Annotated in this window: 15 protein-coding genes; 3 read left to right on the forward strand and 12 right to left on the reverse strand. The window is 73.3% G+C overall.

Features of this window, described 5'->3' with window-relative positions; genetic code table 11:
* From ispG to ABZ479_RS31185, 8 genes are all read right to left on the reverse strand, one after another.
* On the reverse strand, window positions 1-812 hold an 812-nt coding region (ispG, locus tag ABZ479_RS31150; protein WP_500464686.1), incomplete at its 3' end, for a flavodoxin-dependent (E)-4-hydroxy-3-methylbut-2-enyl-diphosphate synthase.
* A 100-nt stretch (window positions 813-912) separates the two neighbouring features.
* Window positions 913-2,238, reverse strand: coding sequence for a M50 family metallopeptidase (locus ABZ479_RS31155; protein WP_500464687.1), 1,326 nt, complete (start codon window positions 2,236-2,238; stop codon window positions 913-915).
* Complete coding sequence (dxr, locus tag ABZ479_RS31160) at window positions 2,235-3,503, reverse strand: 1-deoxy-D-xylulose-5-phosphate reductoisomerase (protein WP_500464688.1); 1,269 nt, start codon at window positions 3,501-3,503, stop codon at window positions 2,235-2,237. Before dxr ends, ABZ479_RS31155 begins: the two co-directional genes overlap by 4 nt.
* A gap of 89 nt (window positions 3,504-3,592) precedes the next feature.
* Complete coding sequence (locus ABZ479_RS31165) at window positions 3,593-5,530, reverse strand: acyl-CoA dehydrogenase family protein (RefSeq protein WP_500464689.1); 1,938 nt, start codon at window positions 5,528-5,530, stop codon at window positions 3,593-3,595.
* 122 nt (window positions 5,531-5,652) lie between these two features.
* Complete coding sequence (locus ABZ479_RS31170) at window positions 5,653-7,845, reverse strand: M48 family metalloprotease (RefSeq protein ID WP_500464690.1); 2,193 nt, start codon at window positions 7,843-7,845, stop codon at window positions 5,653-5,655.
* 145 nt (window positions 7,846-7,990) lie between these two features.
* On the reverse strand, window positions 7,991-9,436 hold the full coding sequence (locus ABZ479_RS31175) for an aldehyde dehydrogenase family protein (RefSeq protein ID WP_500464691.1): 1,446 nt from the start codon (window positions 9,434-9,436) through the stop codon (window positions 7,991-7,993).
* A 90-nt stretch (window positions 9,437-9,526) separates the two neighbouring features.
* Complete coding sequence (locus ABZ479_RS31180; protein ID WP_500464745.1) at window positions 9,527-11,062, reverse strand: PucR family transcriptional regulator; 1,536 nt, start codon at window positions 11,060-11,062, stop codon at window positions 9,527-9,529.
* Window positions 11,063-12,097: 1,035 nt separating this feature from the next.
* Window positions 12,098-14,314 carry an ATP-binding protein gene (locus ABZ479_RS31185; protein WP_500464692.1) on the reverse strand — a complete coding sequence of 739 codons (2,217 nt, stop codon included), beginning with the start codon at window positions 14,312-14,314 and terminating at the stop codon, window positions 12,098-12,100.
* 287 nt (window positions 14,315-14,601) lie between these two features.
* On the opposite strand from ABZ479_RS31185, the gene gabT reads away from it, so the two are divergent.
* The 3 genes from gabT to ABZ479_RS31200 all read left to right on the forward strand — a co-directional run bounded on the left by gabT (window position 14,602) and on the right by ABZ479_RS31200 (window position 17,265).
* A complete protein-coding gene (gene gabT, locus ABZ479_RS31190; protein ID WP_500464693.1) occupies window positions 14,602-15,933 on the forward strand; it encodes a 4-aminobutyrate--2-oxoglutarate transaminase in 1,332 nt (443 codons plus the stop codon).
* 352 nt (window positions 15,934-16,285) lie between these two features.
* Window positions 16,286-16,915 (forward strand): phosphatase PAP2 family protein, encoded by a 630-nt coding sequence (locus tag ABZ479_RS31195; RefSeq protein ID WP_500464694.1) that lies wholly within the window; start codon window positions 16,286-16,288, stop codon window positions 16,913-16,915.
* A gap of 56 nt (window positions 16,916-16,971) precedes the next feature.
* Window positions 16,972-17,265 carry a hypothetical protein gene (locus tag ABZ479_RS31200; protein WP_500464695.1) on the forward strand — a complete coding sequence of 98 codons (294 nt, stop codon included), beginning with the start codon at window positions 16,972-16,974 and terminating at the stop codon, window positions 17,263-17,265.
* A gap of 69 nt (window positions 17,266-17,334) precedes the next feature.
* Here ABZ479_RS31200 and ABZ479_RS31205 read toward each other — a convergent pair whose 3' ends face one another.
* The 4 genes from ABZ479_RS31205 to ABZ479_RS31220 all read right to left on the reverse strand — a co-directional run bounded on the left by ABZ479_RS31205 (window position 17,335) and on the right by ABZ479_RS31220 (window position 21,770).
* The gene (locus tag ABZ479_RS31205) at window positions 17,335-18,840 is read right to left on the reverse strand and encodes a CoA-acylating methylmalonate-semialdehyde dehydrogenase (protein WP_500464696.1); all 1,506 of its coding nucleotides are present in this window, start codon (window positions 18,838-18,840) and stop codon (window positions 17,335-17,337) included.
* A gap of 90 nt (window positions 18,841-18,930) precedes the next feature.
* Window positions 18,931-19,623: a nucleotidyl transferase AbiEii/AbiGii toxin family protein gene (locus ABZ479_RS31210; protein ID WP_500464697.1), complete on the reverse strand. Its 693-nt coding sequence runs from the start codon at window positions 19,621-19,623 to the stop codon at window positions 18,931-18,933.
* Between the two features lie 141 nt (window positions 19,624-19,764).
* Window positions 19,765-20,235 carry a hypothetical protein gene (locus ABZ479_RS31215; protein WP_500464698.1) on the reverse strand — a complete coding sequence of 157 codons (471 nt, stop codon included), beginning with the start codon at window positions 20,233-20,235 and terminating at the stop codon, window positions 19,765-19,767.
* A 140-nt stretch (window positions 20,236-20,375) separates the two neighbouring features.
* Window positions 20,376-21,770 carry an NAD(P)/FAD-dependent oxidoreductase gene (locus ABZ479_RS31220; RefSeq protein ID WP_500464699.1) on the reverse strand — a complete coding sequence of 465 codons (1,395 nt, stop codon included), beginning with the start codon at window positions 21,768-21,770 and terminating at the stop codon, window positions 20,376-20,378.
* Window positions 21,771-21,783: the final 13 nt, after the last annotated feature.

Below are 21,783 nucleotides of genomic sequence, written 5' to 3' on the forward strand. Positions count from 1 at the left end.
CGCAGGTTCAGCGACTCCAGGATCTGGATGCCGACCTTGACCTCCTCCGCCGGAGGCGCCGACAGCGACACCCGGATCGTGTCACCGATCCCCTCGCTCAGCAGCGCACCGAACGCCACCGCCGACTTGATCGTGCCCTGGAACGCCGGACCCGCCTCGGTCACACCCAGGTGCAGCGGGTAGTCGCACTGCGCCGCCAGCAGCCGGTACGCGTTGACCATCACCACCGGGTCGTTGTGCTTCACCGAGATCTTGATGTCCCGGAAGCCGTGCTCCTCGAACAGCGAGCACTCCCACAGCGCCGACTCCACCAGCGCCTCGGGGGTGGCCTTGCCGTACTTCTCCAGCAGCCGCCGGTCCAGCGACCCGGCGTTCACACCGATCCGGATCGGGGTGCCGGCGTCGGAGGCCGCCTTGGCGATCTCCTTCACCTTGTCGTCGAACTGCCGGATGTTGCCCGGGTTCACCCGCACCGCGGCGCAGCCGGCGTCGATCGCCGCGAAGACGTACTTCGGCTGGAAGTGGATGTCCGCGATCACCGGGATCTGCGACTTCCGCGCGATGGTGGCGAGGGCGTCGGCGTCGTCCTGCGAGGGGCAGGCGACGCGGACGATCTGGCAGCCGGACGCGGTGAGCTCGGCGATCTGCTGCAGCGTGGCGCCGATGTCGGCCGTGACGGTGGTGGTCATGGACTGGACGGAGACCGGGGCGTCGCCGCCGACCGCGACCGACCCGACCTGGATCTGGCGGCTCTTGCGGCGGTCGGCGAGCTTGATCGGAACGGACGGCATCCCGAGCGAAATCGCGGTCATGTGCGTGGCATCCCCAAAGTAAGCGGATCGAGGTCCCGGCGGCGTGGGCGGGCTCCGTTGAACGAGACTACGTCACCCCACCCACGCCTCCGACATCGCGCTATGTCAAACGCACCGGATTGATGAGATCCGCGGCCATGACCAGGGCCGTGAAGCAGATGAAGATTCCGGCGACGACGTAGGCGACCGGCATCAGCTTCGCCACGTCGAAGGGGCCGGGGTCGGCCCGGCGGAGGACCTTGGCGATGTTCCGCCTGACGGACTCCCACAGGGCGCCCGCGATGTGCCCGCCGTCGAGCGGGAGCAGCGGAAGCATGTTGAACAGGAAGAGGGCCAGGTTGACCCCGGCGAGCAGGTTGACCATCGTGGCGATCTTCTGGGTGGCCGGAAGCGGCAGCGAGAAGATGTCGCCACCCAGACGAGCCGCGCCGATCATGCCCACCGGGGAGTCGGGCTGCCGCTCGGCGCCGCTGAAGACCGCGTCCCACAGGCCGGGGATCTTGCGGGGAAGCGCCGCGAGGGAACGGGCGCCCTCCTCGGCCGTGGTGGCCATGTGGTCGATCGACTGTCCGAAGTCCAGCCTCACCACGCCGTCCGCGGGCGTGAAGCCCAGGAATCCGGCCTGAACGTACTGGTCCTTGACGATGCCTCCGTGCCCGTCGGTCTTGACGACCTTGTTGGCGATGAGGTTCGCGTGCAGGTCGACGGTCTTGCCGTCGCGCACGACGGTGATCGTGGCGGGGCCGATCGTCTTGCGGATCTGCTGCTGCAGCACCGTCCACTGGCTGTCGTCGACCTTCACCCCGTTGAAGGCCACGATCCGGTCGCGCTGCCGCAGGCCGGCCGCCTTGGCGGGAGCGGCCGGGTAGTCGCCGCGAGCGCAGGGGTCCTTGGCCTTGAGGGCCTGGGTGTCGGACGCGGGGATCACGCAGTCCGAGACCGAGCCGACCGTCGTGGTCTGGGTGGGGAGGCCGAAGCCCATGAAGAGCGCCAGGAAGAGGCCGAAGGCCAGGATCAGGTTCATGAACGGGCCGGCGAACATGACGATCACGCGCTTCCAGGGCTTGCGCGTGTAGAACATCCGGGTCTCGTCGCCGGGCTTGAGCTCCTCGTACGCCGCGGAGCGGGCGTCCTCGATCATGCCGCGGAACGGCGAGGTGGAGCGGGCGGCGATCCGGCCGTCGTCTCCGGGCGGGAACATCCCGATCATGCGGATGTAGCCGCCCAGCGGGATCGCCTTGACGCCGTACTCGGTCTCACCCTTGTGGCGCGACCAGATGGTCGGCCCGAAGCCGACCATGTACTGCGGCACCCGGATCTTGAACAGCTTGGCCGTGGAGAGGTGACCCAGTTCGTGCCAGGCGATGGAGACGAGGAGACCGACCGCGAAGACGGCGATCCCCAGTACCCACATGAGTCCCGTCATACGTGTGCCGCCTCCGTTGTCGCCTGTTCCGCAGCCAGTTCCCGGGCGCGGGCCCGCGCCCAGTCCTCCGCCTCCAGGACGTCCTCCACGGTGAGGGAGGTTCCTTCGGCGGGAGTGCCGTGCTCCTGCACCACCCTTGCGACGGTGTCCACGATGCCCGTGAAGGGCAGCGTGCCCGCGAGGAACGCGGCCACGCACTCCTCGTTGGCCGCGTTGAACACCGCGGGGGCGGTACCCCCGAGGCTACCGACGTGGCGCGCGAGCGCCACCGCCGGGAACGCCTCGTCGTCCAGCGGGAAGAAGGTCCACGTGGCCGCCTTGGTCCAGTCGCACCCGGGCGCGGCGTCGGGCACCCGCTCGGGCCAGCCGAGGCCCAGCGAGATCGGCATCCGCATGTCGGGCGGGCTGACCTGGGCCAGCGTGGAGCCGTCAGTGAATTCCACCATCGAGTGGATATACGACTGCGGGTGGACGACGACCTCAATGCGGTCGAAGGGAATGTCGTAGAGCAGGTGGGCCTCGATGACCTCCAGGCCCTTGTTCACCAGGGTGGCCGAGTTGATCGTCACCACCGGGCCCATGTCCCAGGTGGGGTGGGCCAGCGCCTGCTCGGGGGTGACCCCGGCCAGTTCCTCCTTGCCCCGGCCGCGGAAGGGACCTCCGGAGGCGGTCACGACGAGCTTGCGGACCTCGGCGCGGGAGCCGCCCATGAGGGCCTGGAACAGCGCGGAGTGCTCGGAGTCGACGGGCACGATCTGGCCCGGCTTCGCCACGGCCTTCACCAGGGGGCCGCCGACGATCAGCGACTCCTTGTTGGCGAGGATCAGGATCCGCCCCGCCTCCAGCGCAGCCAGCGTGGGGCGCAGGCCGATCGAGCCGGTGATGCCGTTCAGGACGGAGTGGCACGGACGGCCGGCCAGCTCGGTCGCGGCGTCCGGGCCGACCAGGATCTCCGGCAGCGGCCCGGTGCCGTAGCGCTCGGCCAGCGCCTCCCGCAGCGGGCCCTCCGCGTCCTCGTCCGCGACGGCGACGGCGGAGACGCCGAGCTGCAGCGCCTGGTCGGCGAGGAGCCCGACCCGGCCGCCGGCGGCGGACAGGGCCACCACCCGGAAGCGGTCGGGGTTGCGCAGGACGACGTCGATGGCCTGGGTGCCGATCGATCCGGTCGAGCCCAGGACGACGATGTCGCGGGGTCCGTCGTGGGCGCCGCCGGCTGCGTCCGGTCCGGGCAGCCGCAGGTGGGGGTCGGCGAGAGAGTCCGTCATCCCCCCATTGTGTCGGGTCGCCGGCACGGCGGGGGCACCGCCTCCGTGAAGGCGGTGCCCCGCGCGCCGGGGGCGCGCACCTCGTCCGGTCAGCGGATCGGCCGGTGGACGTTCTCCTTGCCGGAGGCGCCCGGTGTGGTGTCGGCGATCCACGGACCGTCGCTGGAGGGGTCGACGATGCCGGACTCGAGCCAGGTGTACGCGCCGCCGAGGACCCCGTCGACGACCTTGCGGTCGATGGCGTCGGTGTTGGTCCACAGCCGGCCGAAGAGCTCCTCGACGCGGATCCGCGACTGGCGGCAGAAGGCGTCGGCGAGCTGGTAGGCCTCGCGTCCGTTCTCGCCGCGGTTGCGGAGCATCTCGGCGCGGACACAGGCGGCGCTCATGGCGAACAGCTCCGCGCCGATGTCGACGACGCGGCCCAGGAAGCCCTGCTTGGTCTCCATCCGGCCCTGCCAGCGCGACATGGCGTAGAAGGTGGAGCGGGCGAGCTTGCGGGAGTTGCGCTCGACGTAGCGCAGGTGGGCGGCGAGGTCGGGGTGGCCCGCCGGGTGGAAGGCCGCGTACGTACCGGGGATCTGGCCGGGGCCGGCCACCAGCTTCGGCAGCCAGCGGGCGTAGAAGCCGCCCGCCTTCATGCCGGCCTTGGCCTTGTCGCCGAGCGCCTTGTCGGGGTCGATGAGGTCACCCGCGACGGACAGGTGGGCGTCGACGGCCTCACGGGCGATCAGCAGGTGCATGATCTCCGTGGAGCCCTCGAAGATCCGGTTGATGCGCAGGTCGCGCAGCAACTGCTCGGCCGGGACGCCCCGTTCGCCGCGGGCGGCGAGGGACTCGGCGGTCTCGAAGCCGCGGCCGCCGCGGATCTGGACGAGTTCGTCGGCCATGGTCCAGCTCATCTCGGAGGCGATGAGCTTGGCCAGCGCGCCCTCGATGCGGATGTCGTTGCGGTCCTCGTCGGCCATCTGGCTGGACAGCTCCATGACGGCCTCGAGCGCGAAGGTGGTCGCCGCGATGAAGGAGATCTTCGCGCCGACGGCCTCGTGGCGGGCGACCGGCCGGCCCCACTGCTCGCGGGCGGCCGACCACTCGCGGGCGATCTTCAGGCACCACTTGCCGGCCGCGACGCAGGACGCGGGCAGCGAGAGGCGGCCGGTGTTGAGGGTGGTCAGGGCGATCTTCAGCCCGGAGCCCTCGGGACCCACGCGGTTCTCGGCGGGGACGCGTACCTGGTGGAAGCGGGTGACGCCGTTCTCGATGCCGCGCAGCCCCATGAAGGAGTTGCGGTTCTCGACGGTGATGCCCTCGGAGCCGGCCTCGACGACGAAGGCGGTGATGCCGCCCTTGTGGCCGTCGCTCTTCGGCACCCGAGCCATGACGACCAGCAGGTCGGCGACGACGCCGTTGGTGGTCCACAGCTTCACGCCGTCGAGGACGTAGGAGTCCCCGTCGGGGACGGCCGTGGTCGCCAGGCGCGCGGGGTCGGACCCCACGTCGGGCTCGGTGAGCAGGAAGGCCGAGATGTCGGTGCGGGCGCAGCGCGGCAGGAACCGCTCCTTCTGCTCCGGGGTGCCGAACAGCTTCAGCGGCTGGGGCACGCCGATCGACTGGTGCGCGGAGAGCAGCACGCCGATCGCGGGGCTGGCGGAGCCGACGAGGGCGAGCGCCTTGTTGTAGTACACCTGGGTGAGGCCGAGGCCGCCGTACTTGGGGTCGATCTTCATGCCGAGGGCGCCGAGCTCCTTGAGCCCGGTGATGACCTCGTCGGGGATCCTCGCCTCACGCTCGATCAGGGCCCCGTCCACCTTCGTCTCGACGAAGTCGCGCAGCTTGGCCAGGAACTCCTCGCCGCGCTGGACCTGCTCGGTCGACGGTGTGGGGTGGGGATGGATCAGGTCGAGCCGGAAGCGGCCCAGGAACAGTTCCTTGGCGAAGCTCGGCTTTCGCCATTCCTGTTCGCGGGCGGCCTCTGCGACCTGGCGCGCTTCGCGTTCGGAAACGGTGGGGCGGGCGGATGCTGCGGACATGGGGGCGTCACCTCGCGTCGGTTACCGACCGGTGCTACTTGTTCGTTAGTACCCCGGTTCCGGCATGGTCACCAGCCCTCGCGCACGGGGTGCGGAGGGCCGGTGACCTTTCCGACGGCGGTTCAGGCCGACGCGAGCAGCTTGCGCAGGGGGGCGGTGTCGGGGGCGGAGCCGCCCTCGGTGACGGGGTCGGCGAGGGCGTCGACCGCGGAGCCGAACTCCGACTCGTCGGTGCCGTCGGCCAGCACCAGCCGCACCCCCTGATCCCATGTCAGTTCCCAGCGGGCCGCGCCGGATTCCGCCAGCGCGAGACCGGCGAGGGCGGCGACTCCCGCGTGCAGCGCGCCCTCGGGCAGCCCCTGCGCCAGGGCCGGCAGGCGGCCCTGGTCGGCGGCGTCGAGCAGGGCCGCCACGGTCGGCTCGGTGCCCGCGGCCGACAGCGCGACGCGCATCGGCGCGGCGCTCTCGGCGAGCACCAGACGCACCGCCGGATCCGCCAGCGCGCTCCACTCCACTCGGGTGAACGCCTGGCTCTCCGGGCTGAGGGTGGCCGCTTCCAGGGCGATCAGCACCTGGTCCCGGTCGTGCAGCAGCTCCATGGCCGGGCGGTCCTGCCCGGCGGCCGGCGCCTGCGGGCCGTCGGCGTGCGCCGCCTCGACGAAGCGGACGCGCTCGGCGATCGGGGGGTGGGAGTCGTACGGGGAGCGCTGCTCGCGCGGCAGCCGGGCCCGCAGCCGGTCCAGCTCCGCGCGGCGCGCGGGGTCGGTCAGGAAGCGGGGCAGGCCGCCGTAGACCTCCCCGGCGGGCGGCAGCAGCCGGGCCGCGGCGCCGAAGGCGGCGTACTGCCGCATGTAGTGGTCGAAGGCGGCGTCCAGGACCGGGATCTCGCGCAGCGCGGAGGCGGTGGCGTCACGCCCGGCGAGGCGTACGGCGGCCTGGTCGGCGGCGAGCTCCTGGGCGCGGCCGACGCTGTGCGAGGCGCGGAGGTAGAACTTGGCGTAGGCCGTGTAGATCGCCGCCATGGCGCGGTAGGTGACACCGGCGCCCGAGGCGTCGACCTCCTTGGCCTTGCGGCCCTTGGCCAGGGCCTTGGCGGCCTTGTCCTCCTGGCGGGCCTGTTCGCGGCCCTGGGCGCTGGCGGCGCGCTCCTCGAAGTGGGCGATGGTGCGCAGCATGCGCTCCTGGCCGCGCAGGGTGATGGCGGACAGCCGGGTGTCGCTGTTGCCGTAGTGGCCGAGCTCGTGGGTGAGGACGGCGTGCAGCTGGCGCTCGGTCAGCCCGGCGAGCAGGGGGACACCGATGTACATGCGGCGGCGGCCGCCGAGCAGGCCGAGCAGCCGGGACTTCTCGGACACGGCGGCGTTGACCTCGCCGACGAGGACGATCTCGTCCGGGGCGCGGGTGCCGTAGCGCGCCGCGAGGTCGCGGACGGCCGCCCACAGCTCGGGCTGCTGCGCATCGGTGACGGGGACGCCGGACGGGCCGTCGTCCTGGGGGCGGCGCAGCATGAACATGCCGCGGACGATGGGGATGGCGAGGACGACGCTGACGAGGGCGACCTTGCCGGTCAGTCCGCCCACGCCCCACGAGGCGACCAGGACGTCGATCCCGGCCAGCACCGCGAGCAGCACCACGCCCAGCAGGTAGAAGCCCGCGAGCAGCACCAGGGCGCGTACGGCGCGCAGCGTGGAGCTGCCCGCCGCGGCCGGCTCGGATCCGGCGGGCGGCGCGGCCTCGGCGCGCACCGCGTCCTGGGGCACCCCGTCGTCGGCGACGCCGTCCGGGCTGGTCAGCGAGGAGACGCCGACCGTCGTGGACGGGACGCCGAGTGCCGCGCACACCTGACGCAGCAAGTCCTCAGGACCCGGCTTCACCTCGCCGGGGCGCGGGTCGTTGCGGACCTCGGCCAGGGCGGCGGCCGCCTCGGGACGGCGGAACCACTGCGCGCAGCGTGCCGCCTGCTCGTCCCACTGGGCGCGGTGCTCGGCGTACTCCTGCGGGTCGGTGGGCGGCTCCCAGTCCGCCGCCCACACCATGCTCTGGCTGCCCTCGCCGTCCGGGCGCACGAACACCGCGTACGCGACCTGCGGCGTCGCCACCAGCACGAGGGCCGGCACCTCCAGCCGCCGGGCCAGCTCACGGCCGGCCGGCACCACGTCGCCGATCCCGATGCCCTCGCCCTCGGTCACCGGCGCGTCGAACAGCACCCCCGTACCGCCCTCGCCCCCGACGACCCAGCCGCCGACCGGCCCCGCGGCCACGGCCTCCGCGGTCGCCCCGGCCTCCGCCGTGCAGACCACCGCATACGTTGCCACCTTGCGTTTCCCCTCCCTGGCGCCTCCCCGGCGCCGTTCACGAGAGGGTCACTTTACGTGCCCATGCCGACAACACGCACAGCGCGGCCGGGACGCACCGCACATGCGCCCCGGCCGCTGGAAAAGGTGGCTCCTGCCGTTCGGACTACAGGGCGAGACCGGTCAGGACCAGGACCCGCTCGTACGTGTAGTCGTCCATGGCGTACTTGACGCCCTCACGGCCTACGCCGGAATCCTTGACGCCGCCGTACGGCATCTGGTCCGCGCGGTAGGAGGGGGCGTCACCGATGACGACGCCGCCGACCTCCAGCTCGCGGTGGGCGCGGAACGCGGTCTGCAGGTCGTGCGTGAACACACCGCACTGCAGCCCGAACCGGGAGTCGTTGACGACCGCGAAGGCCTCGTCGGCACCGTCCACCCTGTGCAGGGACAGGACCGGGCCGAAGACCTCCTCGGTGGCGATGATCGCGTCCGCGGGGAGGTCGGCGAGCACGGTCGGCTCGTAGGCGGCGCCGTCGCGCCGGCCGCCGGTCAGCAGCTTCGCGCCCTTGGCGAGCGCGTCGTCGACCCAGGACTCGACGCGCGCGGCGGCGTTGCCGTCGACGAGCGGGCCGACGTCGGTGGCGTCGTCCGCGGGGTCGCCGGTGACCTGCGCACGGACCTTGGCGACGACCTTCTCCACGAGCCGGTCGTACACCGAGGCGTCGGCGACGACCCGCTGCACCGAGATGCAGGACTGGCCGCCCTGGTAGTTGGCGAAGGTGGCGATGCGGTTCGCCGCCCACTCCAGGTCCTCCTCCGAGGACCAGTCGGCCAGGACGACGGCCGCGGCGTTGCCGCCCAGCTCCAGGGTGATGTGCTTGCGCGGCACCGAGTCCATGATCTGGTAGCCGACCCGGTCGGAACCGGTGAAGGAGATGACGGGCAGCCGCTCGTCCCGCACCAGGGCGGGCATGCGGTCGTTGGGGACGGTCAGCACGCTCCACGAGCCGGCCGGCAGGTCCGTCTCGGCCAGGATCTCGCCGAGGAGCAGCGCGGACAGCGGGGTCGCCGGGGCCGGCTTCAGGATGATCGGGGTGCCCACCGCGATCGCCGGGGCCACCTTGTGGGCCACCAGGTTCAGCGGGAAGTTGAACGGCGCGATGCCGAGCACGCTGCCGCGCGGGAAGCGCCGGGTCAGCGCCAGGCGGCCGGTGCCGCCCGCGTCGGTGTCCAGGCGCTGGGCCTCACCGCTGTTGAAGCGGCGGGCCTCCTCCGCAGCCCAGCGGAAGACGGACACGGCGCGGCCGACCTCGCCGCGGGCCCACTTGACCGGCTTGCCGTTCTCCGCGGTGATCAGCCGGGCGATCTCCTCGGCGCGCTCGGCCAGCCGCTTGGACACGTGGTCCAGGGCGGCGGCCCGCACGTGTGCGGGGGTCGCGGCGAACTCCGCCTCGACGGCCTTCGCCGCGGCGACGGCCTCCTCCACCTGGGCGGGCGTCGGCACGCCGACGGAAGCCACGACGCTGCCGTCGTACGGGTTCACGACATCGAAGGTGTCCTCGCCGGTGGCGGGGCGGCCGGCGAGCCAGAAGGCGGTGGGGGTGCTCATGCGGACCACCGTAGGGCGGGCGGCACCCGGCCGGTCTTGTCCAGTGCGTCCTACGGGCCCGGGCCGATATGACGTTTTGGCGGGACGGGCTCAGCCACCGGACTTGAGCGCCAGCCACAGCTCCATGCGGACGTCCGGGTCGTCCAGCGAACGCCCGAGGATCTCCTCCACGCGCCGCATCCGGTAGCGCAGGGTGTGCCGGTGGACGCCCAGGTCCGCCGCGGCGGCGTCCCACTGCCCGTGCCGCGACAGCCACGCCCGCAGCGACGCGACCAGATCACCCCGGGCGGTGGCGTCGTGCTCGCGCAGCGGCCGCAACAGGCCCTCGGCGAAGGCCCGTACGGCGTCGTCGCCCAGCAGCGGCAGCATCGAGCCGGAGCCGACCTCGTCGTGCTCGACCAGACTGCGGCCGCGCCGCCGGGCCACCGTCAGCGCCCGCTCGGCCTGCTCGTGCGCACCGGGGACACCCGCGGTGCCCACCGCGGCGGACAGCCCGGCCACCAGGTCGTCGCTCCCGTCGACCGCCGCCACGCAGGCCCGTGTCACCTCGCCGTCCGCGGCCGCGAGCACCGTCAGCCGGTCCTCGTCACGGACCGCCAGCACGGGCTCGGCGGCGCGCATCCCGGCCGTCTCCACCCGTTCGGCCAGCAGCCCCACCGCGTCCCCCGCGGCCTCCGCGCGTTCCGCGACCAGCACCCGCACCGGAGCGTCGAACAGGCCCCCGTACAACCGGCCCGCCACGGTGCGCGCGTGCTCGGGCTCCCCGACCAGCAGCATCCGCAGCAGCGCGGCGCCCAGCCGCTGCTGGGTGTCCTGCAGCGCCCGCGACTGCTCCAGGGACAACGTCAGCAGCGCCACGGCGGCGTGCACGAGGTACCGGGCGGAGGTGTCCGGCCGCTCCTCCGTGCCGACCGCGAGGAAGCCGCGGGGGCGGCGGCCGGTGCCCAGCGACTGCAGCTCGACGCGGTCCTCCGTGCCGGCCGGACCCGCGACCGCCGCGCTGGCCGGGGCGGGCCTGCCGCGCAGCCGCTCCACCTCCCCGGCGAGCCGCGCCGCCCGCCGCCCCGCCCACTCCGGCGCCGCGGCCACCACGGCGCCCGACGCGTCGTACAGCGCCGCCCAGCCGTTCAGGTGCGCCGCCAGCCGCGACAGCAGCGCCGTCGTCCCGTCCGGGGCGAGCGCCGCCCGGGTCAGCTCGCGCTGCGCCTCGAACCCCGCGGTCACCGCCTTGTACCGGTCCGCGGCGATCTCCGCGGAGACGGCCTTGCTGATCGCGATGAACGGGGTCCTGTGCGGCACCTCCAGCAACGGCAGCCGGTGCGCGGCCGCCGCGTCCACGAGCGCCTGCGGCACGGTGTCGTGGCTCACCCCGACGCCGAACCCGAGGCCCACGACGCCGGCGCCGGCCAGGCGCGCCACGTACGCGCCGAGTGCCTCGGGCGAGCCGACGTCCAGCTTGAGGCCCGTGGTCAGCAGCAGCTCGCCGCCCTCCAGGTACGGGGCGGGGTCGTCCAGCTCGCTGGTGTGCACCCAGCGGACGGCGGCCTCCTCCAAGCGGTCGCCTCCGGCGAGGGCGGCCAGCTTCAGGGCGGGGTTCCGCAGCAGCGAGGCGAGCGTGGGCGGCACGGGCTTTTTCTCCATCTCGGAGTGCGTTCACTTCCGATTCTGCCTCACCGTATACCTGCGGTGCCGTGCCGTTCGTCGTGCGCGGTTTGTGTGCCCCTGCGCGCGACTGCGCCGGGCCACCTGGTTGTTCGCGTGCGGGTTGTGTGCGCCTGCACGCGGCTACGCCGGGCCACCTGGTTGTTCGCGTGCGGGCTGTTTGCGCCTGCGCGCGGCTGCGCCGGACCACCTGGTCGTTCACGTGCGGGCTGTTTGCGCCTGCGCGCGGCTGCGCCGGACCACCTGGTCGTTCACGTGCGGGCTGTTTGCCGCCTGCCGGCGGGCTGTCTCCCACCCTCCCGCCCGATTGCCCGGCGCGATTGGTGCGGGCCTCGCACCTCGTTGTGGGGTCGGCGCCGCGCCGGCGCACGTCCTCAACGCTCGCGGTCTACCCCCACATCATTCCGCGCCGGGTCCGCCGCTCGTCGTTTCCGGGCGCACCCCGACACACCCCCTCCCGTCGCATGGGCGCACAACGGCCGGTGGAGGGTCAGAAGGCAATCCGGGGCGCCCCGCACCGCTCGCTGACCCCGCGGCCCCGTAGTTCCAGCCCGCATCATTCGGCACGGGTCCGCCGCTCGTTCCCCCGGCTTTCGGACAGGGGGAACGCCCCGCCACACCCCTCCCCATTTGTTGTGCGGGCGCAGGGTGTCCCGTTGGGGGTGCGTCGGACAGGTGCGGTGCCCCGGACCGCCTTGTGACCACCCACCGGCCGTTGGTCGCTGTCGATAGGGAGGGGGTGGGGTCGTAGGGGTGGGCGTTCTGGACGCTGACGTGTATTTGATGTGCGGCACAGACGGCAAGAACAAGTGCTCCCCGCCATGCACATAAATATGCGGTACAGAATGCCCACCCCGGAGGCCCCGCCCCCGGCCCACCAACCCACAGAGCGAGCCCCGCACCAACCGCGCCGGGCAATCGGGAGGGAGGGCGGGAAAAGCCCCCAACAGAAACCACGACGCACCCGCGCACACGCGACCCCGGGCCGGAAAGACGACCTCAGGCCCGCAGATCCACGAGCACCGGGGCCGCATGTTCCCCGTCGACCGCCGTGAGGGAAACCACGGCGTGCCCCGCGGGAACCGCGTGCGCGAGGTCCGACGCGGACCACCGCTCGCGCTCGACCCGCCGCACCGTCACCGACTCCGCCGTGACCGCCTTCCCCGTGACGAGCCGCCGCACGGCGTGCAACACCCGAGTGAGCGGTTCGTCCGCGATGATCTGACGGTTGGTGACGTCGTGGACGTCCACCCACTCCTTGCCCCACACCTCCGCGAACCGGGCGCCGTCCCAGGCGGTGAGCCCGGCGAGCGCCGCCCGGCAGCCGACGGCACCCAGCAGGGCGCCCCGGAGCGCTTCGGGGACGTCGTCCAGCGTGCGCAGCGTGAGCACCGCGCCGGCGTTGGCGGAGCGCATGCGCTGCAGGCCCCGCACGGACTCCGCGGTCACGGTGTGGGAGGCGTCGTCGAGGACGAGGCAGGCGAACAGGGAGCGGTCCCGCCGGGCGGCGGCGCACTCGGCGAACTGGGCGAGGACGAGCCGCGCCAGCATCCGGGAGACCTCGGTGTGGCCCCGTTCCGGGAGGTCGATGCGGACCCGCAGGGGGTGTTCGAGGCCGCGCAGGGAGAAGGGGTGGCTGCCGCCCGTGGTGTCGAAGAACCCGGCGAACGCGGGCCGGTCGAGCAGCGCGATGCGGTCTGCGAGCAGGGGGCCCGCGTCGCCGGCCCGGGCGGACTGCCGTTCGCGGGCGTCGAGTTCGCGCAGCTGCCCCTGGGCGGCGGCGCCGCGGGCCTGCAGGGCGGAGCGCAGTGCGGCGAGGGCCGACGCGGTGCCGTCGAGGAGCTCGCGCAGTTCGGGGACGGAGGGGAAACGGCCGTGGGCCGCGTGGAAGGGCCCGAGGAGCTGGGCGAGGGCGGTGGCGGCGCGGCGGCTGTCGCCGCCGGGCAGCGCCGCGGCGAGGTCCCCGACGAGGGCCTCGGCGAGGAAGCCCGCGGCCTCGTCGGGGTCGGCGGTGCCGCCGTACAGGTCGAGGTCGTACGCGGAGTCGGGTTGGCCGATCTTGACGACGACGTCGAAGGACTCGTCCGGCGCGAGCCGTGCCCCGTCGGTGCCGACCACGACGACGGCGGCCCGCCCGGCGAGGGCCTGCAGGCACATGAGTTCCAGCGCGGGCCGCACGAAGCGCACGGTCTTGCCGGAGCCGGGCGGTCCGACGGCCAGCAGGGACGTGCCGAGGACGGACGGGTCGAGGGCGTAGCCGGCGCCGCGGTGGGTGCGGGGGTTGCGCTCGTCCTCGGAGGCGGCGCCGATGCGGACCTGGCCGGCCAGCAGGTCGTGCCGGGCGGTGCGGGCGGGCAGGTCGCGGGCGCCGGACGGGTGGGCGCAGGCGGCGGCGCCGTAGCGCAGGACCGTGTCGGTGAAGGCGGTGAGCCGGCCGGGCTCGGAACGTACGGACTGCCAGGCTCGGGCGAGGCGGGCGAAGTCGACGTCGTTCATCAGCCCGGAACGGGCGTCCTCGGCGAGCCGGTCCGCGGCGTCGGCGGCGCCGCCGCGGCGGAGCTCGGGGAAGGCGGCGGGGTCCTGGGCGGGGTCGGCGGGTTCACGGCCGGTGGCCGCCCGCTCCTCCTCGCGCGCACGCCGCAGCGGCGCGCTGATGGAGCGGCGCCACAGTTCGGCCCAGCGTCCGACACGGGCGAAGAACACCAGCAGGGCGCCGCCGATGAGCGCGTAGTAGAGGTACGAGGCCCACAGGTAGGCGGTCTGGTTGCCGCCCGCCTGCCGCCAGGACTCGGGGGTCAGGGCGAGCAGCGGCCAGAGCCAGTAGCTGCCGAGGTAGCCGTTCCACAGCAGGGACCACAGCAGCCATCCGCCGAGGAAGGAGATCAGGGCGCCGGCGACGAGCTGGCGGCCCGGCACGGCGTCCGGGTCGGCGGCGGGACGGGGGCGGTGGCCGAGCCGCCAGACGCCGGGGGCGGCGGCGGGGCGCGGGGCCCGCAGCCAGGCGAGGAGGCCGGAGCCGTCCGGGGTGGCGGACGGCGCGGACTCGGCGGGGGCGCGCCACGTGCCGGTGTCCGGGCGGGTGGCGGGCTGCGGCGGGGGCCCGGGGGGCAGCGGGGGCGTGGCCGGGACGGCCCTGGGCGCGCGGCCGGGGCCGGCGGGGCCGGGCCGGGCGCCGGGCACGGGGGGCCCGGCGTGCGCGGGCGGGGCGTCCGGCATCGGCCGGGCACCGGGTACCGGCGGCGGGCCCGGTTGCGGGCCGGAGCCCCCGGGCGGAGGCGCCGCGGGCTTCTCGTGCGTACCGTCGCGTTCCATCGCGTGTGCCACCCCTCGCAGGTCCGCACTCAATGTAGTCGAGCGGCCACCGCAGTCTGAAGGATCTTGGCACGCTCATGTCCGTCACGTCGAAGAGGCGTTCCGCAGTGCGCCCTATCGGAGTGTGCGGGGCTCCGCCGTACGGGCTTAGCCTGCGAGGAAAGACCACGGTTCGAAGGAGTACGTCCGCCATGACCGATCTGGCCCAGGAGCGTCGACTCGTCACCCCGATCCCCGGCCCCAAGTCGCAGGAGCTGCTGGCGCGCAAGACGGCGGCGGTCATGAGCGGCGTCGGCGTGACCCTGCCCGTCTTCGTCACCCGCGCCGGCGGCGGCGTGCTGCAGGACGTGGACGGCAACTCCCTGATCGACTTCGGTTCCGGCATCGCGGTGACCTCGGTCGGCAACAGCGCCGAGGCGGTCGTGCGCCGCGCGTCGGCGCAGCTGGCCGACTTCACCCACACCTGTTTCATGGTGACGCCGTACGAGGGTTACGTGGAGGTCGCCGAGGCCCTCAACGAGCTGACCCCGGGCGACCACGAGAAGCGCACCGCGCTGTTCAACTCGGGTGCCGAGGCCGTCGAGAACGCGGTGAAGATCGCCCGCGCGTACACCAAGCGCCAGGCCGTGGTCGTCTTCGACCACGGCTACCACGGCCGCACCAACCTCACGATGGCGCTGACGGCGAAGAACATGCCGTACAAGCACTCGTTCGGCCCGTTCGCGCCCGAGGTCTACCGGATGCCGCTGGCCTACCCCTACCGCTGGCTGACCGGCCCGGAGAACTGCGCGGAGGAGGCGGCGGCCCAGGCGATCGACATGATCACCAAGCAGGTCGGGGCGGAGAACGTGGCCGCGATCGTGATCGAGCCGATCCAGGGCGAGGGCGGCTTCATCGAGCCGGCCAAGGGCTTCCTCCCCAAGCTGGTGGAGTTCGCGCGGGAGAACGGCATCGTCTTCGTCGCGGACGAGATCCAGACCGGCTTCTGCCGCACCGGCCAGTGGTTCGCCTGCGAGGACGAGGGCATCGTCCCGGACCTCATCACCACCGCCAAGGGCATCGCCGGCGGTCTGCCGCTGGCCGCGGTGACCGGCCGCGCGGAGATCATGGACGCCGCGCACTCCGGCGGCCTGGGCGGCACCTACGGCGGCAACCCGGTGGCGTGCGCCGGTGCGCTGGGCGCCATCGAGACGATGAAGGAGCAGGACCTCAACGCCAGGGCGCGCCGCATCGGCGGGATCATGCTCGGCCGGCTGCGCGGCATGCAGGAGAAGTTCGAGGTCATCGGTGACGTCCGGGGCCGCGGCGCCATGATCGCGATCGAGCTGGTGGAGCCGGGGACCAAGACCCCGAACGCCGCCGCCACCGCCGCCGTGGCCAAGGCCTGCCACGCCGAGGGCCTGGTGGTCCTGACCTGTGGCACCTACGGCAACGTGCTGCGCTTCCTGCCGCCGCTGGTGATCGGGGAGGACCTGCTGAACGAGGGCCTGGACATCATCGAGGGCGCGCTCGCCCGGCTGTGACCAGGTGCTTCGCCGGTGACCGGGCGCGTACGGCACACAGCGTGAAGAAGGTGTGCGGGCCTGATGGCGGGAGGGTGCAACCCCTGCCCGGCGGCCCCACGGTGACGTACGGTTTCGGCAGTTGGAAGAAACACCCCGTCTGCGGAAGTCCGCGGGCGACACTTTGCCGGTGACTCCCCATCACCGGCACAGCAGTGCCCTCGCGCACAGCGCCGAAGCCGAAGGCTCCGGCAATCCTCGCCGATCGGTCGGCCGCTTGCCCCAAACCCCCCGGGGCGGGCGGTACGGCGATCGTTCTGGCCGCCCCGGAACTCTCCCCCCTGTTCCGGGGCGGCCAACTTCTCTGGTGGCCGTGGTGTGCACGGCGCTCTTCGGACTGCTGACCTGGCAGGAGGCAATACGAGGGCGCCTGCTGGCCCTGGACGGACCGGTGCGTGCCACCCTCGCGGGACCCTCCCCCCACCCCGCGGACCGTTCCGTGTCGCAGTTCCTCGCCGACCTGGGCGACTGGCGGGTCGCCGTGCCCGTGCTGCTGCTTGCGATGGTCTGGACCACCTGGCGCGCCCGGCGGTACGGGCTGTCCCGCCCCTGGCCGCCGCCGCTGGCGTACGCGCTCGTGATGGTCGTCGCGCCGCTGCTGGTCGCCCTGGTCAAGCCGCTGATCGGCCGGGCCGGCCCCGGTTCGCTGACCCTGTCCCCCGGGTATCCGGGGCTCTACCCCTCGGGCCACACGGCGACGGCGGCCGCCGCGTACGGCGGCGCCGTGCTCCTGCTGCTGCCGTGGCTGGTGCGCACCGCTGCACGGCGGCTGGTGGTCGCCGCCGTCGTGCTGCTCGATGCCGCGGTGGGGGTCGCCCTGGTCCGCTGCGGCTACCACTGGCCGCTCGACGTCGTGGGGAGCTGGCTGCTGTGCGGCGCCCTGCTCGCGGGCGCCGCCCTGGCGGTCGGTCGCCGGTCGGGACGTCATCACCCAGCGCGCTGAGCCGCCGGCCCGGGTGACCGGCACCGACCGCGGGCGCGGCGGCTTACCCTCCCCACATGACCGAACCGAGCAAAGCGGAAGAGGCGACCCGCCTCGCGATCGAGTTCCTCACGCTGTGGCTGGAGGACGACCGGGAGGGGGCCGCCAGGCACATCGCCGGCGTGGTCGAGGGTCTCGACGGCGCGGAACGGATGCGCATGGTCGCCGGGCTCCTCAACCTGAACATGTTCGTCGTCCTCGATCTGGCCAAGGCGCGGGGCGCCGAGGACTACCGTGCCGACGCCGGCGCGTACCTGCGCCACCTCGCCGCGCACCTGCCCGAGGTCGGCGACCCGCCGACGGACGCGTGAGCGTCCCACCCGGACGGGCGAGGCCCGCCGACCGCGCAAGCGCGGGTCGGCGGGCCTCGGAGCGGGGTGTCAGTTGTTGGTCGGGAAACCGAGGTTGATGCCGCCGTGGCTCGGGTCGAGCCACCGCTGGGTGACGGCCTTGCCGCGGGTGAAGAAGTGGACGCCGTCCGGGCCGTAGGCGTGCGTGTCGCCGAAGAGCGAGGCCTTCCAGCCGCCGAAGGAGTAGTACGCCACGGGCACCGGGATCGGCACGTTGATGCCGACCATGCCGACCTCGACGTCGTGCTGGAAGCGGCGGGCGGCGCCGCCGTCGTTGGTGAAGATGGCCGTGCCGTTGCCGTACGGGTTGGAGTTGATCAGCTCCAGGCCCTCGTCGTACGAGCCCACGCGCACCACGGACAGCACCGGGCCGAAGATCTCGTCGTTGTAGACCGACATGCCGGGCTTGACGTCGTCGAAGAGGGTCGGGCCGAGCCAGAAGCCGCCCTCGGTGTCCTCGCCGCTGACGGCGTGGGTACGGCCGTCCACGGCGAGGGTCGCGCCGTCGGCGAGGCCCGCGTCGAGGTAGGACGTCACCTTGTCGCGGTGGGCGCCGGTCACCAGCGGGCCCATCTCGGAGGCGGCGCTGCAGCCGGGGCCGACCGTGAGGCCGGACATCCGCTCCTTGATCTTCTCGACCAGGGTGTCGCCGATCGGGTCGACGACGACCAGGACGGACACCGCCATGCAGCGCTCGCCGGCCGCGCCGAACCCGGCGTTGACGGCGGCGTCGGCGGCGAGGTCCAGGTCCGCGTCCGGGAGCACCAGCATGTGGTTCTTGGCGCCGCCCAGGGCCTGGACGCGCTTGCCGTAGCGGGTGCCGGTCTCGTAGACGTAGCGCGCGATCGGGGTGGAGCCGACGAAGGAGACGGACTTGACGTCCGGGTGCTCCAAGAGGCGGTCGACGGCGACCTTGTCGCCGTGCACGACGTTGAAGACGCCGTCCGGCAGACCGGCCTGCTTCCACAGCTCCGCGAGGAAGTTGGCGGCGGACGGGTCCTTCTCGGAGGGCTTGACGACGACGGTGTTGCCCGCGGCGATGGCGATGGGGAAGAACCACATCGGCACCATCGCCGGGAAGTTGAAGGGCGAGATGATCGCGACCGGGCCGAGCGGCTGGCGGATCGAGTAGACGTCGATGCCGGTCGAGGCCTGCTCGGTGAAGCCGCCCTTGATCAGCTGCGGGATGCCGCAGGCGTACTCGACGACCTCCAGGCCGCGGGCGATCTCGCCGAGCGCGTCGGAGTGCACCTTGCCGTGCTCGGAGACGATGATCGCGGCCAGCTCCTCGCGCTTGGCGTTGAGCAGCTCGCGGAAGGCGAAGAGCACCGTGCTGCGCTTGGCCACCGAGGCGTGGCGCCACTCCTTGAACGCGGCGGCCGCAGCGCCGACGGCCTGGTCGACCTCGGCGTTCGACGCGAAGTCCACCCGCCCGGTCACGGCCCCGGTGGCGGGGTCGTACACGTCCCCGTGCCGCTCCGTGGTGCCGGTCCACGACTGTCCGGCGATCCAGTGCGTGATGTGCTTGTCGGTCACGGCGGACCTTCCTCTCCTCGTCTCCTGCCAGTGTCGTCAGCGGGCAGGGCACCCTCAAGCACCAAGGTGTCGGCGCCGGGGCCGGGAGCTTTACAGGTCGTAGAGCTCGTCGGGGTGCTCCATGCCCTCCATGAGGTCCAGCCGGATGTCCTGCGCCCAGTCGAAGGCCCAGCGTTTGACGGCGTCGGTGCCCGCGCCGTCCAGTCCCTGCGCCGCGTACGCCGCGTCGTCGGCCTCGACGAGCTTGTCGAGGCGGTCGGCGAGCAGGCGCGGCTGGAGGTCCTCGTCGAGGTGGACGGCCATCGTCAGCAGCTCCCCCGGGGTGAACCAGGTGGTCAGGGCGTGGACGTCGACGAGGTCGCGGACCGTGGCGCGGTCGGCGACGGCGGCCACCTTCAGGGCGGCGCAGTCCTCCAGCGCCACCACCGGCACGGGCCCGGACAGGCCGAGTGCGACGGGGACCGGGGGACGGGAGAGCGGCTGTTTGGCCACGTGGACCGTGCGGCCGGCCTCCCCCGGCTCGGTGACCCCGAGGTGGGCGGCGAGCGGTGTGCCGGGCAGCGGGGCCACTTCGTAGCCGGCCCCGGTGCAGGCGGTGGCGAGCGCGGCCCCGATGTCGCCGACCGGGGTGGAGCTGAAGGTGACCAGGTCGAGGTGGCGGGAGGGACGGCGGTCGAAGCCGTGCGCGATCAGCGCGAGGCCGCCCGCCACGGCCAGGCCGTGGCGCCCGCAGACGGGCAGGGCGGTCTCGACGAGGTGCGCGAGGCCGGGCGGGAGGGCCATCTCAGCCCGCCGCGGGAACGGGGGCGCACCGCCGCGCGCCCGGGTATCCGCGGCCGCTCCGGGACCGGCCGCCTTCCGTCGGGATCATGGAACCAGTGTCGCGCACGGGGGCGTACGACGGGCGGGCCCCCGTCCGCCGGGTCACGCGCCCGGATCACGGCCCCGCCGTCCCGCCAGGTGGGCGGCCGCCTCGTGCATGGCCAGTTCCAGGACGCCGGGGTCGGTGAGGTTGCCCGTGCCGTCGGGCGGTACGAGCCAGCGGACGCCCCCGGTGGCGCGGCCGGGGTAGGGGACCACGATCCAGGTGCCGGGGCCCGCGGTGCGCACTCCGGTGCCGACCCAGCGGGCGGCGGTGCCCGGGGGCACGAACCAGCCCATGCGGGAGTCCCCGAAGTCGGCCAGGACCGGGCCCGGGCGGTCGACGAGACGGGTGAGGACGTCGAGCGTCGGGTAGCCCAGTTCGCCGGTGAGGATGAGGACGTCCCACAGCCTCCCGGCGGGCAGGAGCGTCACCCCGAGGGGATGGCGCTCCCATTCCCACCGGGTGGCGTCGGGGTCGGGTGCCACGGAAACCAGCCATTCGACCGCGCCCCGCGCGTCTGTGCCCACCATGCCGGTTCCTCCGTTCCGTGTGTGCGCTGTCGTGCTGTCACGCGGAGAGAGGGGGCCGGGGACGGATCATTACGCGGGTTTCACCACGCCCGATGGGGTGATCCGCATCACGGGGCTCGCGCGGGGTGCGGGACCGCCGGTCAGCTGTCGAAGCCGAGGCCCAGCCGGTCCATCGCCTTGAGCCACAGGTTGCGCCGCCCGGCGTTGCGGTCGGCGCGGTCCAGTGACCACTTGGTGAGGCCGATCCCCGCCCACGCCAGCGGCTCGGGCGGGAAGGGCAGCGGCTTGGTGCGCACCATGCGCAGCGTGGTGCGTTCGGTGGGTCCGCCGGAGAGCAGGTCGAGCATGACGTCGGCGCCGAAGCGGGTGGCGCCGACACCGAGGCCGGTGTAGCCGGCGGCGTACGCGACCTTCCCGTCGTGTGCGGTGCCGTAGAAGGCGGAGAAGCGCGAGCAGGTGTCGATCGCGCCGCCCCAGGCGTGGGTGAAGCGCACGCCCTCCAGTTGCGGGAAGCAGCGGAAGAAGTGTTCCGCGAGCTTCAGGTAGGTCTCCGGGCGTTCGTCCCGGGCGGCGTCCAGACGTCCGCCGTAGGGGTAGATGGCGTCGTAGCCGCCCCACAGCACGCGGTTGTCGGCGGTGAGCCGGAAGTAGTGGAACTGGTTGGCGCTGTCGCCGAGTCCCTGGCGGTTCTTCCAGCCGACGGCGCCGAGCTGCTGCGGCGTCAGCGGCTCGGTCACCAGCGCGTAGTCGTAGACGGGGACGATGTAGTGGCGCACCCGGCGCACCAGCGAGGGGAAGACGTTGGTGCCGAGCGCGACGTGCCGGGCGAAGACCCGCCCGTAGGGGGTGCGCACGGCCGTGCCGGAGCCGTTGTGGGCGAGCTGGGTGGCGCGGGTGTGCTCGTAGACGCGTACGCCCAGTTCCTCGCAGGCGCGCCGCAGGCCCCAGGCGAGCTTGGCGGGGTGCAGCATGGCGACGCCGCGGCGGTCCCACAGGCCGCCGACGAAGGTGGGCGAGTCGACCTCGGCGCGGACCTGGTCGCGGTCGAGCAGTTCCAGTTCGACACCGTGCCGGGCGGCCTCCTCGGCGGACGCCCGGAGGTCGTCGAGCTGGTAGGGCTCGGTGGCGACGTCGATCTCCCCGGTGCGTTCGAAGTCGCAGTCGATGGAGTAGCGGGCGACCGCCTCCTCGATGCCGTCGAGGTTGCGGTTGCCCAGCTCCTCCAGCTGCCCGAACTCCTCGGGCCAGCGGGCGAGTCCGTTGGCCAGGCCGTGGGTGAGGCTGGCGGCGCAGAAGCCGCCGTTGCGGCCGGACGCCGCCCAGCCCACCTCCTTGGCCTCGATCAGGACGACGTCGCGGCGCGGGTCGCGTTCCTTGGCCAGCAGCGCGGTCCACAGCCCGGTGTAGCCGCCGCCGACCACCAGCAGGTCGCAGTGCTCGTCGCCCACGAGGGCCGATCCCGCCCGCGGCCTGCCGGGGTCCTCCAGCCAGAACGGTGTCGGCTGCGCGTCGGCGAGCGAACGGGCTGGGTCCATGGGGTCTCACACC

Origin of the sequence: Streptomyces sp. NPDC005722, from assembly GCF_040630935.1 — a bacterium.
Lineage (GTDB): Bacteria > Actinomycetota > Actinomycetes > Streptomycetales > Streptomycetaceae > Actinacidiphila.

Coding starts and splice junctions, on each gene's coding strand:
- gabT (WP_500464693.1), top strand. CDS start 14,602: ATGACCGATCTGGCCCAGGAGCGTCGACTCGTCACCCCGATCCCCGGC.
- ABZ479_RS31175 (WP_500464691.1), bottom strand. CDS start 9,436: ATGAGCACCCCCACCGCCTTCTGGCTCGCCGGCCGCCCCGCCACCGGC.
- ABZ479_RS31155 (WP_500464687.1), bottom strand. CDS start 2,238: ATGACGGGACTCATGTGGGTACTGGGGATCGCCGTCTTCGCGGTCGGT.
- ABZ479_RS31200 (WP_500464695.1), top strand. CDS start 16,972: ATGACCGAACCGAGCAAAGCGGAAGAGGCGACCCGCCTCGCGATCGAG.
- ABZ479_RS31210 (WP_500464697.1), bottom strand. CDS start 19,623: ATGGCCCTCCCGCCCGGCCTCGCGCACCTCGTCGAGACCGCCCTGCCC.
- dxr (WP_500464688.1), bottom strand. CDS start 3,503: ATGACGGACTCTCTCGCCGACCCCCACCTGCGGCTGCCCGGACCGGAC.
- ABZ479_RS31165 (WP_500464689.1), bottom strand. CDS start 5,530: ATGTCCGCAGCATCCGCCCGCCCCACCGTTTCCGAACGCGAAGCGCGC.
- ABZ479_RS31185 (WP_500464692.1), bottom strand. CDS start 14,314: ATGCCGGACGCCCCGCCCGCGCACGCCGGGCCCCCCGTGCCCGGCGCC.
- ABZ479_RS31220 (WP_500464699.1), bottom strand. CDS start 21,770: ATGGACCCAGCCCGTTCGCTCGCCGACGCGCAGCCGACACCGTTCTGG.
- ABZ479_RS31215 (WP_500464698.1), bottom strand. CDS start 20,235: ATGGTGGGCACAGACGCGCGGGGCGCGGTCGAATGGCTGGTTTCCGTG.